This is a genomic window from Alteromonas sp. ABH4_454 (assembly GCF_056311775.1).
Genome location: NZ_CM149972.1, coordinates 357051 through 370591 on the forward strand (window position 1 = coordinate 357051; position 13541 = coordinate 370591).

General features: G+C 44.8%; 11 protein-coding genes. 2 read left to right on the forward strand and 9 right to left on the reverse strand.

Translation table 11 applies throughout. The annotated features are described in order from the left end of the window. Nucleotides 1-28 precede the first annotated feature (28 nt). The 4 genes from ACYX4W_RS01565 to ACYX4W_RS01580 form a co-directional block, all read right to left on the reverse strand. The gene (locus tag ACYX4W_RS01565; RefSeq protein ID WP_476074491.1) at nt 29-1222 is read right to left on the reverse strand and encodes an energy transducer TonB; all 1194 of its coding nucleotides are present in this window, start codon (nt 1220-1222) and stop codon (nt 29-31) included. A gap of 45 nt (nt 1223-1267) precedes the next feature. Beyond that, nucleotides 1268-2350 (reverse strand): CNNM domain-containing protein, encoded by a 1083-nt coding sequence (locus ACYX4W_RS01570; protein ID WP_476074492.1) that lies wholly within the window; start codon nt 2348-2350, stop codon nt 1268-1270. Nucleotides 2351-2498: 148 nt separating this feature from the next. Continuing rightward, the gene (locus ACYX4W_RS01575; protein WP_476074493.1) at nt 2499-3674 is read right to left on the reverse strand and encodes an SO_0444 family Cu/Zn efflux transporter; all 1176 of its coding nucleotides are present in this window, start codon (nt 3672-3674) and stop codon (nt 2499-2501) included. A 269-nt stretch (nt 3675-3943) separates the two neighbouring features. Then, entirely contained in the window at nt 3944-5629 is a 1686-nt protein-coding gene (locus tag ACYX4W_RS01580) for a carbon starvation CstA family protein (RefSeq protein WP_476055621.1), read from the reverse strand. A 315-nt stretch (nt 5630-5944) separates the two neighbouring features. Here ACYX4W_RS01580 and ACYX4W_RS01585 point away from each other — a divergent pair, with 315 nt between their 5' ends. Then, nucleotides 5945-6463: a hypothetical protein gene (locus ACYX4W_RS01585; protein WP_476074494.1), complete on the forward strand. Its 519-nt coding sequence runs from the start codon at nt 5945-5947 to the stop codon at nt 6461-6463. 98 nt (nt 6464-6561) lie between these two features. Here the strand turns inward: ACYX4W_RS01585 and ACYX4W_RS01590 are convergent, their stop codons facing one another. Next, nucleotides 6562-7602, reverse strand: coding sequence for an alpha/beta hydrolase (locus tag ACYX4W_RS01590; RefSeq protein ID WP_476074495.1), 1041 nt, complete (start codon nt 7600-7602; stop codon nt 6562-6564). Between the two features lie 318 nt (nt 7603-7920). Between ACYX4W_RS01590 and ACYX4W_RS01595 the strand changes: the two genes are divergently transcribed. Then, nucleotides 7921-8808 carry a TraB/GumN family protein gene (locus tag ACYX4W_RS01595; RefSeq protein WP_476074496.1) on the forward strand — a complete coding sequence of 296 codons (888 nt, stop codon included), beginning with the start codon at nt 7921-7923 and terminating at the stop codon, nt 8806-8808. 350 nt (nt 8809-9158) lie between these two features. Here the strand turns inward: ACYX4W_RS01595 and tuf are convergent, their stop codons facing one another. The 4 genes from tuf to rpsL all read right to left on the reverse strand — a co-directional run bounded on the left by tuf (nt 9159) and on the right by rpsL (nt 13457). Continuing rightward, nucleotides 9159-10343, reverse strand: a complete 1185-nt coding sequence (gene tuf, locus ACYX4W_RS01600; RefSeq protein WP_012519826.1) for an elongation factor Tu — start codon at nt 10341-10343, stop codon at nt 9159-9161. Nucleotides 10344-10406: 63 nt separating this feature from the next. Then, nucleotides 10407-12509, reverse strand: a complete 2103-nt coding sequence (fusA, locus tag ACYX4W_RS01605) for an elongation factor G (RefSeq protein WP_474804199.1) — start codon at nt 12507-12509, stop codon at nt 10407-10409. 27 nt (nt 12510-12536) lie between these two features. Further along, complete coding sequence (rpsG, locus tag ACYX4W_RS01610; protein WP_014980519.1) at nt 12537-13007, reverse strand: 30S ribosomal protein S7; 471 nt, start codon at nt 13005-13007, stop codon at nt 12537-12539. Between the two features lie 75 nt (nt 13008-13082). Continuing rightward, complete coding sequence (gene rpsL, locus ACYX4W_RS01615; RefSeq protein WP_025257518.1) at nt 13083-13457, reverse strand: 30S ribosomal protein S12; 375 nt, start codon at nt 13455-13457, stop codon at nt 13083-13085. Nucleotides 13458-13541: the final 84 nt, after the last annotated feature.

Sequence of the window (13541 nt, forward strand, 5' to 3'; positions counted from 1 at the left end):
AGCTTTTTAAAGCTCAGTCTGGCGAAATCTAACTTTCGGCAACCTCGATTAAGTCAAATTTCGTCTCACTGTCTCCTTTAACCATAACCTGACATTGCCCCCAGCTTTGTGGGATGTGCCAAACATGAGCTTCGGCTACGGTGAACTTTTCTCGGTGGGAGTCACAGCGAACTTCCACAGTATCAAGTTCGCCTTGTATGTTATTAAAAGCAAACTTGTTTCTCACCAGCGTGTGGAACCAACGTCCGTTATCTCCCATGTCCACAGGTACCTGAAGATTCTTTTCAGACGCAATGAATGTTTCAATCTGATTTATTACGGCGGCAGTTTCTTCGATACGCTTTTGTTGTTCATCCATTTCTTGAAGCCTGCTGTAAGACTTTAAGGCATCTGCAAAATACCCCCGCTGCGTATCTAGAAGGATTTTTCTTTGAAGCACGTAAGCCACGTAGTCGTCATCGAACACCGCATTGTCAAGGCGCTTTTGTCCATTGCTAGCAAGCAACCGCGTTAAGCTTGTCGCTTCTCTTTCGATGTCACCTTTAGCACCTGCAATCTGTGACTCCAAGTTGAGTAACCACGCATTCTCGTACCGATTTAACGTATCCCAGCTTAATAGCTCTTTAAGAGCTTCATCTGCCGCCTCTACGTCTCCGGCGTTAAATATTTCATCTACGTTTTTATAAGCTTTAATAAATTTACGAGTTGCGCCCGTTTTTCCGACTAATGCGAAATCCATTTGAACAGCTTGATGACACTGTTGTGTAGGTTCGCCGTCTTTTATTGCTGGATCATACTGCCACTTCTTAACGGCTGATAGTGCACTGCGCTTGAAAGAGGGGCTTCCGAAGAAATCTTCTACTACAGGGTCTTTCACCCTGCCTTCTTCATCAATAACATAGCTCAGCCTAACCCAGCCTTCACGGCCTTTTCTCGCTGCAGAAGAAGGATATCTAGGGTCAACGCGCTCTAACGGGGTCGCGGGTTTAAATGCACTTATCCGCTCCACTTCGTTAGTCTTGGCTTCTGCTAATGCTTTCTCTTCAACTTCATCACAGGGAATGCTCAACTCTTGTGCAGTTGCGCCAGCCATATAACCAGAAGTGAGTAAAACAGCTACCATAAAGGCGAGCGGTTTTTGCTCAGTCCTATACTTATACATGGGTAGGAGCAATGGTGGGGCTTCACGTCGTTTAGCTTTTTTCAATATCGCTTTAAACATCACTATCATCCTTAATAACGGTTCAGGCCTTTGTTGCAATATAGGTTATTTTTTCCTCGATGATTTTTCAAGTGACGCATCGGGAACATTTTTAATCATCATCTGCTCCTTGCGCTTTGTCATCATCTTCGCTAACCGACGCATACTCACTGTTGTATCTTTTTCGTCTACAATATCTACGCCCAATAAGCGTTCAAGCAAATCTTCTAAGGTTAAAACGCCTTCTAAGCCACCGTACTCATCTACTACCAACAACATGTGTACATGCTTATTAATGAAGTGCTCAAAAGTTACCGATAAAGGCATGGTGTTTAATACTGTGACCAAGTCTTTGGCGTATTCAGAAAGCGGCTTATCAGTGTTACCTCTCGCCTGCGCGACCAACAAGTCAGAGCGCATTACGTAGCCAGTAATGTTCTCTGAGTCACTATCTTCAAATACAGGTATACGTGAAAACTCAATATTGGCGTGTTTATGGAAAAACGCTTCCACCGTCATCGACTCTGATACTTTAAATAGCGCCGTTCGGTGGGTAATAGCATCTTTCACTCTAAGCTCGTGCAAGCTTAATAAGCTCTGCAAAAACGCCGCTTCATGATTAGCTAACTGCCCTTCCTGCCCTGACAGTTCAGCCATGGCATGAAGTTCGCTGCGGCTCAATCCGCGAAGTGGGCTGTCTTCCTTGAATCCTTTAGTCATGAGCTCAGACATTTTAACGAACGGCATAAGCACGATTGAAAGGTATTTGAGAAAGTATGCCGTTACAGGGGCAAGTGTTCGCCAATAAGTAGCGCCAAGCGTCTTTGGAATTATTTCTGAAAAAATTAGAATAAGCAGAGTAAGGACAGCTGAAATAACACCTAAATAGGCGTCGCCGAGTACGGCCGCTGCTTGCGCACCTGCGCCGGCAGCCCCCATGGTATGGGCAATGGTGTTCAGCGTTAAAATAGCAGATAGCGGAGTATTAATATTATCGGTTTGTTTACGAAGTAGTGCACCGCTGGCTTTGCCGTCTTTTTCCAATACCGAGATATACGCTGACGAAACGCTCAGAATTACAGCCTCTGCGATTGAGCACAAAAAAGAAAAGCCCAGTGCAATGAAGACGTACACAATAAGTAAAAGCATGTAATTATTCCAAGCGTCCCTGTAGGTTTAAACGCGTTTTAATTTAAAGAAGTTGAGCGACTATTATGGATAATAGAGCGGGATATACAAGCGCTCTGTAAATAACATTCGAGCGCTTGAATGAGGAGAAGCAACTGCAGCGTTAAACCTAACCACAGCATGCCGAGTGGTGTTCGTGATTATGGCGATATTGCTGAAGCTTTTTCACACCCAGCCTTAACATCAATCCCGCCAGCAAAATTGCACATAAACCATAGATTATTTGAACATCTGCGCCGTGCTCATGAACGTGGCTGGCTGTTTTGATCATCGAAGATAGAGAAAACGAGGACACTAGGTAGTTTAGTGCGTAACCAAAACCTATGCTTGCCGAGATAACGCTGAACAAATAAAGCGCAAGAGTTCGCGTACCCATTTCTTGTTTAATCATGCCCATAGTAGACACGTTAGTGGCAGGGCCTGCCATCAAAAACACAAGCACGGCACCAGGAGATAACCCTGCAGCCAAAAAGCCAACCGCAAGCGGTGTAGACGCGGTAGCGCATATGTACATAGGAATACCAATAAGTGCCATAACAAGCATAGCGACCACACCATCTCCCCACTGGGTAAGAAAATCGGTGGGCACCCAAGTTTTAATGGCGGCGGCGAGGGCTAAACCAATAAGTAGCCACACCACAATATCTTCTAGCAGCTTGCCACTTGCATAAGACAATACCTTAGCCACCTGAGATGATTTGCGCGGTAGATTATGATCATGCTGGCCAGCACGGTGATCGTGCTGATGGACAGACTCGCTGTCACAGCATTGGGTCTTATTTTCTGGTTTCTTAGCAGGCTCTGCTTTAGTGCTGCAACATGATGAAGTGGCAGAGGGAGTAATAAATTCACTCTGCACTGCTAGCTCGCTGCGCTCCGCAAAAAAGCGTACCATCAAACCTGCGTAGATTGCACTTATGATTGCTGCAATAGGTCTCACGATAGCGTACAAAGGCCCCAACAATGCGTAAGAAACTGACACACTATCCACCCCCGTCTCCGGTGTAGACACTAGAAAGGATATCGTTGAAGACTTGGATGCACCGCTTCGGCGTAAACCGAGTGCTGCCGGAATAACGCCACATGAACAAAGTGGTAAAGGCGCGCCGATAATAGCAGCTTTGCTAATAGAGCCAAATGATGCGCTACCCATATGCTTTTCTAAAAAAGATACAGGCACTAGCTCATGCATCACTCCTGCGACCAGTAAACCCAATAGCAGCCATGGCGCTGATTCCATGAATAGCGCTAGAAAGTTTTGCCCTAGTAAAATGATATCTGACACATAGCCTCTCTTGTAACCTTGCCTTAAGCTTCAATGCTCGTAGGCATATCCTGCTTGCAGACAAAGTCACCTTGTATTGAACACTATACATAGTAACAGATATAAGGTGTGACAGAAAATCAACAAAACTGATTAGGTTGATTGTAGAAGCATAAAAATGGCCAGTACAAATGTACTGGCCGAATGTTGACTGTCTCGTGAGTGTGCTTTTTAAACTCAGAGGTCAACCATGAAAAATCGGATAATTGTTCAGTTAATCATTAAGCTGCTTATTCTTGTGTAGCCTTATGTTGCTTCTCTTTTTTAAGCTTAGACACCACAGAGAAAGCTTCGAGCATTACGAGTACTGAAACCACCAGCACTACTGCGTCTAAGAACACCAACAGATAGTTTCCTTCTACGTAGTACTCTTTAAGCTTTATCAGGCCAGCAAAGAAAGCCATGATCAGTACAAACACCATTGGAATGAGCGTATATTTCGCTGGTCGGCCTAATTTAATCAGCATCACCGAGATTACTAACAGGGTTAAACTAGCTAGTATCTGGTTAGTAGAGCCAAATAAAGGCCAAATAATCATACCGCCACTGCCTGACGCACCACCTGCGCCGAAGGCCAGCAATAGGCAACATCCAACGGCTACAAGCGTCGCAACTACGCCATTTTTCAGTGCACCAATAGAATAAATATCACCCCATTCTTGTATGATGTACCGCTGTAAGCGTACACCTGAATCCATAGTAGTGCCTGCAAATAGAACAACCATTACAGCAAGGATCGTTGAAGAAAAGTCTACTGGCAGCCCCCAGCCCTGCTGAATTAAGTTCGCACCACCTGTGATAAATGCACCGACACTTCCAGCGCCTAAGTGACTATAGACTTCGTGCCATTCTTCAGGTGACGCAGCGAACGCTACGCCGCTAACCGCGACAATAGTAATAAGCGCAAGTGAACCTTCGCCCACAGCGCCAAGGTAACCTACGAAACGTGCGTCTGTTTCTTTATCAAGCTGCTTGGAACTAGTACCTGATGACACTATGCCGTGGAAGCCAGAAACCGCACCACACGCAATGGTGACGAACAGCAACGGGATAAGACTTGGTGAATCTACCGCCGTTTGCGTGTTAAACGCTGGCGCTGTGATATCCGGCATAGCAAAGAAGACAGCACCGTAAAGTAAAAATAGGCCCACTAATAGCTGCATACCATTAATGAAATCACGAGGCTGTAGCAACATCCAAACTGGTAGTAGGGAGGCAATAGCAGCATAAACAAAAAGAATGATTATCCAATTCGCTTTATCGGCTAAACCAAACATGGTTTCTGGCAAGCTCAGTGGAATATAACTGCCTGCATAGACCGATGCGTAAAGCACGATAATGCCGACAAGGCACAAAGGGATAAGGCTGAAGTTACGCTTTAGTAGCTGACCAATAACTAATGCAACGGCAATCGCCATCCACGCAGGGAAAACCGCATTAGGTTGGGAAACAAAGGAATTAGCGATAACCACGCCGAAAACGGCATTAACCATTAAAAGTACTAGGAAAATCACTATCATAAAGAGTGAGCGGGAGCGTTTACCAATAACACTCTCAGAGAGCGCTCCCATGGATTTCCCTTTGTGACGTGCGCTGGCCCACAAAGCCCCCATATCGTGCACACCAGCAAACAAAATCGTGCCAAATACCACCCACAGAACAGCGGGTACCCAGCCCCAATAAACGGCAATTGCGGGGCCTACAATCGGCGCAGCACCGGCTACCGAGGTAAAATGGTGACCCCATAACACTACTTTATTGGTGGGAACAAAGTCGACACCATCTTGCATGGTATGGGCGGGGGTTACAAAACTATCATCCAACTTGAATATACGGTTCGCAATAAACTTCGAATATACGAACCAACCAAGCAACATTCCAATGATGCCCAGTATCACTATGGCAATAGACTGCATTTTATTATCCTAATATTGTTTTTATAAGATCTCATAAGCTTCGCTGTATATCGAAGCTTAAAAACCCGAGCCTTTCTTTTAACATTAAACCATTTGTCGCCATGGTTTAGCGCCATTGTAAGACTAAAGTCTAACTCTGGCGTAGTTTTTTACGACTCTTCATACCACTTAGCGTTTCTTGATTATAGGCAGCGCTACGGAAAAGAGAAAAATAACGCTGTTAATCTCAAATTTTCTATCAAACAGGTAAACAGCGCTTTAAATAAGATGCATTCTCGTTTATAAATACGCCTCTTTTTATCTGTAGGCAGAACAATGGCATCACCTAAATTTCACATGGCTTTTCGCAAATATCACCGTTGGCTTGGTTTTTTTCTCGCGGGCATAATGGGTGTATACGCTATTAGCGGCATTCTTTTAATATTTCGCCCTACCGATATATTGAAGTATGAACAAGTCCAGACCAGGCAATTTGAAGCAAACCTATCAGGTGAAGAACTGCTGCCTTTGCTTAAAATGAGAGGCAGTAAAGTCACAAGTGAAAACGTAGACAAAATTGTACTTAATGTAGGCCTGTACAATAAAGCTACGGGTGAAGCCACTATCACCAAAAAAGACTATCCAATCGTTTTGTCTAAAATGGTTAAGCTTCACAAAGCGACGAATAACAGCCCTCTATTTTGGCTAAACATAAGCTTTGGCGTAGGCTTGCTATTTTTTGTTATTTCCGCGTTTTTGATGTTTGTTCCTAAACTGCCTATGTACAAGAACGGGCTAAAAATAGCTGGTATCGGAGCTATCGTTACCGTGTTAACCGTAATTTTTGGTTCGTAATTTTTGCTTCGAAGTTTGCAATTCGAAACATTTGTGTAGTCGAGCCTATGTTATGGCGCTTTTAGTACGCATACTGAACGGTATGCGTACTGGGCTAATTAATTGATAGAGAGAAAAAAGGATTTCATCGACCTGTAAGTGGTCTCCGACTCTGGCGTTTTATAGAAAATCAAATATTCGGCGTGGGATAGCCCTTCAAAGATTTCTATCTGCGCAACACCTCCACTATCACGTATTGCACGACTCACTCTTACCGTATCGCTTAAAAACATGTCTCGCGTCCCTGTCACCAGCAGAGTTGGCGGGAATGCTTCAAAAGAACCGTACAGTGGCGATATTGCAGGGTCCGTTAGCGCTCTTTTGCCAGCATATAGTTTGGCGGCAGCTTCAAGTACTCCATCGTAGGTCACCAACACAGCATCTATACTCTCATTTGTAGAAAGACTATCGCTGGTTTTGGTAAGGTCGGCCCAAGGCGTGCCTGCATACACCCCTTTGGGTAAAGGACTTTTGCTGCTGATGAGATACTGGACTAGTGAAAGCACTAAACCACCTCCAGCCGATGTTCCTCCCACAAATATATTTCCCTCACCAACTTGGTCGTGTAAAGCATTGTAAACTGCAACTACGTCATTCAGTGCAGCGGGAAAAGGAAACGCTGGCGGCATCCTATAGTCAACGCTATATACTACAATACCTAACCTTTCAGCGACGAGCAGCCCTTCTTCGATGCTCGGCAAACCGCCAAAAAGCACAAACGCTCCACCATGAATATCAAGATAAACCTTGTCTTTAAATTCAGGTGTAATCGTTTTAGGTGTCAACTTGCGCACGACCACATCATTTAATTTAATAAGCTCAACATCCACGTTAAGCTCTTTTTTCATCTTTTTGATTTTTTTCTTTTGCTCGCTATTTCTAGCGTGAACATAGTTTCTCCATTCTTCAATGGTACGAGGTGTACTCGCTATTACTTCTTCTTTGGTGAAGTGGGGAAATGCTGAGATGCTTTCTATCAGCGCCTCACTGGCTGCTTGGGGTAATGGTGGCTTATTGTTGTGCATAGGGCTTGTAGTAGCTGATGTAGTAGGAGTAAATAACAACGCAAGTACGTACATCAATAGGTATGTAAATTTCATAATGAATAGACGCCTTACGTAAATGTGTAGCTTTCTATAAGAGTTAATGTACGTGAACAAAGCTGTAATACCAATCCGCGTAAATGTAAAGCTTAGTCTGACTTGCGGCTTCAATTGCTAGCATTCGCCTAGACCTAAATGCGCCTTTTCTAGGTAGTCTGAAAAAACTGTACTAAGTACAGGTTATATCTAGATTGCATTTTGCTATGCTAGCTTATAATTTACTCACTACCGTAAAAATGATTACGACTTTTTTGAAAGCGAAGGGATGCTAAATCGCACGCTTTAGCTAATAAGTAAATAACCTTAGGGATGAAGATGAAAAGCTTTTCTATACACAAACTACTGTTCTCACTAGGACTCGCTGTATCTACAGTAACATCCGTTATTGCCGACGATGATAGCCAAACGTCAGTTTGGAAAGTATCCAATGGGGAAGATGCCGTATATGTAGGTGGCACTATCCATATTTTACCTATCTCTGAATTCCCTCTGCCAAGTGAATTTACCGACGTCTATGAGCAGGCAGACACACTAGTATTCGAAGTCAAAATGCCGGATCCCACAGACATTGAAGGCCAACAGAAAATGATGGCAGGGCTCGCCTACGCGGAAGGCAAGTCGCTTAAAGATGATGTGTCAGAAGAAACCTATCAAGCCCTTAATGCTTATTTAGCTAAATTCGGCGCTACTGCAGATCAGTTAGCTCGATTTAAGCCAGGCATGGTTGCATCTATGCTAGTTGCTATGGAAGCACAGCGCTCTCAGATGGCCGGGCAAGGGGTAGATGCCTATTTTATGCAGTTGGCGGCACGTGACGGTAAAGCAAGTGAATACTTAGAATCACTAGATTTTCAAATCAATATGCTTGCGAACATGGGCGCGGGTGAAGAAGATCGCCTTATTTCTGAAACGTTAGAAACCTTACCAGAGCTAAAAGACATGCTACAAAGCACTATTAAAGCATGGAGAAACGGTGACACTGATCAAATTGATGAGTTGGTGGTAGATACATTCAAACGTGAATCTCCTACCTCTTATGATGATGTGTTTACCAAGCGTAATCAAAACTGGCTACCTCAAATCGAAGCTATGTTCGGCGATGAAGACCAAGAGTTTGTTTTAGTTGGTGCAGGACATTTAGTGGGTGATGACAGCGTGATTGCCCTATTGGAAGCTAAAGGTTACAAGATAGAACAAATGTAATTCGCCTTTGGCACAGGGTTAACAAAGCTAAAGCTAGGCAAATGCCTAGCTTTTTTATGCTGATTGAGTATGGAGTGAGTGTATGCCCTCTGAAACCCTACACCGCAGGGATGCGCTGTCGGAGCCCCCATGGATGGGTTTACGGCGTGTTTCTTCCTCTCCGCACAGTCTAAATAAATGTAAAGGGGGAGCTTGTTCAATCTAGAACTCTCAGCTGCATGGAAGCAGCTGCGAAGCCCCCATGGATGGGTTCACGGCGTGTTCTAGATTGAACAAGCGCCGCCTGATGTTTAGGCATAAAAAAAGCGCACCTAAGTGCGCTTTTTTTGGCTTGTGTTGCTAAGTCTAGATTAGTCTAGGATCTTAGATACAACACCAGCACCTACTGTACGACCACCTTCACGGATTGCGAAACGAAGACCTTCTTCCATCGCGATCGGAGCAATTAGCTCAACTTTGAATTTAAGGTTGTCACCAGGCATTACCATTTCTACGCCTTCTGGAAGCTCTACAGCACCAGTTACGTCAGTTGTACGGAAGTAGAACTGTGGACGGTAGCCTTTGAAGAATGGAGTATGACGACCACCTTCATCTTTAGACAGTACGTATACTTCTGCTTCGAAGTTAACGTGTGGAGTGATTGAACCAGGCTTAGCTAGTACTTGACCACGTTCAACTTCATCACGCTTAGTACCACGTAGAAGAACACCAACGTTCTCACCTGCACGGCCTTCGTCAAGAAGCTTACGGAACATCTCAACACCAGTACAAGTAGTCTTAGTAGTGTCTTTGATACCTACGATTTCTACTTCTTCACCAACCTTGATGATACCTTGCTCAACACGACCTGTTACAACAGTACCACGGCCTGAGATTGAGAATACGTCTTCGATTGGAAGGATGAACGGCTTGTCGATTGCACGCTCTGGCTCTGGGATGTATGAATCAAGCGCTTCACCAAGCTCGATGATTTTCTTTTCCCACTCTGCGTCGCCTTCAAGCGCTTTAAGAGCTGAACCTTGGATAACTGGTAGGTCATCACCTGGGAATTCGTATTCGTTAAGAAGTTCACGAACTTCCATTTCTACTAGCTCTAGAAGCTCTTCATCATCAACCATGTCACACTTGTTCATGAATACGATGATGTAAGGAATACCAACCTGACGACCAAGTAGGATGTGCTCACGAGTCTGAGGCATAGGGCCATCAGTCGCAGCTACTACTAGGATACCACCGTCCATCTGAGCAGCACCAGTGATCATGTTTTTAACGTAATCAGCGTGTCCTGGGCAGTCTACGTGTGCGTAGTGACGAGTAGGAGTGTCATACTCTACGTGTGAAGTAGAGATGGTGATACCACGAGCTTTCTCTTCAGGCGCGTTATCGATTTGATCGAAAGCCTGAGCAGAACCACCGTAAGTCTTTGAAAGAACTGTAGTGATAGCTGCAGTAAGGGTAGTTTTACCGTGGTCAACGTGGCCGATTGTACCCACGTTTACGTGGGGTTTCGTACGTTCAAACTTTTCTTTTGCCATTTTTCTCGTTTCCTAAGTTAAAAGTCCGACCCACCAATAGACCGGACCGAACCTTCATTTAGATTAAATTCTAGATTCAATAATAGCCTGCGCCACATTGTTAGGCGCCTCAGAATAATTGAAGAACTCCATTGAGTATGAAGCACGACCTTGTGTTTGTGAACGCAAATCAGTTGCGTAGCCAAACATTTCTGAAAGCGGCACTTTTGCACGTATTATTTTAACACCTGCTACGCCATCTTCCATACCTTCGATCATGCCGCGGCGACGGTTAATGTCACCAACTACATCACCCATCCAGTCTTCTGGAGTAGTCACTTCAACTTTCATTGTGGGTTCAAGCAACACCGGATTTGCTTCTGCGGCGCCTTTTTTGAAACCCATAGAGCCGGCGATCTTAAACGCCATTTCAGAAGAGTCAACATCGTGGTAAGAACCATCAAACAAAGTAACCTTTACATCTAGTACTGGGAACCCTGCAAGAACACCACTTCGCATCTGCTCCTGAATTCCTTTATCGACCGCTGGAATGAACTCTTTTGGTACAACACCACCGACGATTTCGTTCACAAATTCGTAGCCTGAACCTTCTTCCTGAGGCTCAATGCGTAACCATACATGACCAAACTGGCCACGACCGCCTGACTGACGAACGAACTTCCCTTCCACTTCAACAGATTTACGAAGGGTTTCGCGATAAGCAACCTGTGGGTTACCTACGTTACATTCAACTTTAAATTCGCGCTTCATGCGGTCGACAATGATGTCAAGGTGAAGTTCACCCATACCTGAGATAATTGTCTGACCCGTCTCGTCATCAGTTTTAACTTTAAACGATGGATCTTCTGCCGCAAGTTTGCCTAAGGCAATACCCATTTTTTCTTGGTCAGCCTGAGATTTAGGCTCTACTGCTATTGAAATAACAGGGTCTGGGAACTCCATACGCTCTAACGTGATAACGTTATTAGGATCGCAAAGCGTATCACCAGTGGTAACATCTTTAAGGCCGATAGCGGCGGCAATGTCACCTGCGCGTACTTCTTTAAGCTCTTCGCGGTCTTTTGCGTGCATTTGCACGATACGCCCGAAGCGCTCACGTTTACCTTTTACTGGGTTATATACAGTATCGCCCGTGTTAACTACACCTGAGTAACAGCGGAAAAAGGTCAACGTACCCACAAATGGGTCTGTTGCTATTTTAAATGCTAGTGCTGAGAAAGGCTCATCGTCGCTTGAATGACGCTCTGCTTCAGTCTCGTCTTTGTCGTCAAGCACACCTGTAATGGCTTTAACTTCAGTTGGAGACGGTAGATAGTGAATTACAGAGTCTAGTACTGCCTGAACACCTTTGTTTTTGAAGGCACTGCCACAAGTGGCAAGAACAATTTCGTTGTTCAGTGTACGCGTACGAAGGCCTAAACGGATTTCTTCTTCAGTCAGCTCTTCGCCTTCTAAATACTTATCCATCAGCTCATCAGACGCTTCTGCAGCCGCTTCGATCATCTCGGTACGGTACTGCTCAGCGGTATCAAGATATTCAGCCGGAATGTCTTCATAGGTAAATGTCATACCCATGTCGTCTTCATTCCAGTTGATGGCTTTCATCTTCACAAGGTCGATGACGCCATGGAAATTCTCTTCAGCGCCCATGTTGATTTGAATCGGAACACAGTTTGCGCCTAAACGCTTGCGGATTTGCCCCACAACGCGCTCAAAATCAGCGCCAGCCCGGTCCATTTTATTAACGAACACTAGGCGTGGCACTTCATATTTGTCAGCCTGTCGCCAGACTGTCTCTGATTGAGGTTCTACCCCAGAAGACCCACAGAAAACAACTACTGCACCGTCTAGTACACGTAATGAACGCTCTACTTCAATAGTAAAGTCTACGTGTCCAGGGGTGTCGATGATGTTAATTCTGTGCTGATCGAACTGTTGCTCCATACCAGACCAGAAACAAGTCGTTGCAGCAGACGTGATAGTAATACCACGCTCCTGCTCTTGCTCCATCCAGTCCATGGTAGCAGCACCATCGTGCACTTCACCGATTTTGTGAGACAGCCCTGTATAAAACAGGACTCGCTCTGTGGTCGTGGTTTTACCCGCGTCCACGTGAGCCACAATACCAATATTGCGATAACGCTCAATCGAGGTCTTACGAGGCATAAATCTCTCTCAGTTAAATAACGTTGATTACCAACGGTAGTGAGCAAACGCTTTGTTTGCTTCGGCCATACGGTGAACGTCTTCACGTTTCTTAACCGCTGAACCTTTATTATCTGCTGCGTCTAGCATTTCAGCCGCTAGGCGTTGTGCCATAGACTTTTCGCCACGTTTACGTGCAGCTTCTACCATCCAACGCATACCTAGCGCGTTACGACGAACTGGACGTACTTCAACTGGAACCTGATAAGTTGAACCACCAACACGACGAGACTTAACCTCTACTGTTGGGCGGATGTTATCAAGCGCTTCCTCGAAGATATCTAGGTGTGCTTTGCCGGTTTTTTCAGCAACAATATCAAGCGCACCGTAAACGATTCTTTCAGCGACTGACTTTTTGCCGTCGAGCATTACGACATTCATGAATTTCGCAAGCAGTTGTGAACCAAATTTTGGCTCTGGTAGGATTTTACGTTGACCTACGACTCTTCTTCTTGGCATTTTCTATTCTCCGTATGAATTCAGGGAAAACCCAAAACTCTTAAACTTCAGTTTGGCCTTACTAACGGAGAACCGTTAAGACTTAGGCTTCTTCGCGCCGTACTTAGAACGGGCTTGTCTACGATCGTTTACACCTGCGCAGTCAAGAGTACCGCGAACTGTGTGATAACGAACACCTGGTAGATCTTTAACACGACCACCACGGATAAGTACTACACTGTGCTCTTGTAGGTTGTGACCTTCACCACCGATGTATGAAGAAACTTCAAAACCGTTAGTTAGACGTACACGACATACTTTACGTAGTGCAGAGTTTGGTTTCTTAGGCGTAGTAGTATATACACGAGTACATACACCACGTCTTTGTGGACAAGCTTGTAGAGCAGCTACGTTGCTTTTTTCAACGGGCTTTCTACGCGGCTTGCGCACTAACTGGTTAACTGTTGCCATTAACTAGCTCCTGATTAAAAACTACGAAAACCCAATCACTGCGATTGGGTCCATATTAATGCGATTAATCTATTAATCGCGCTT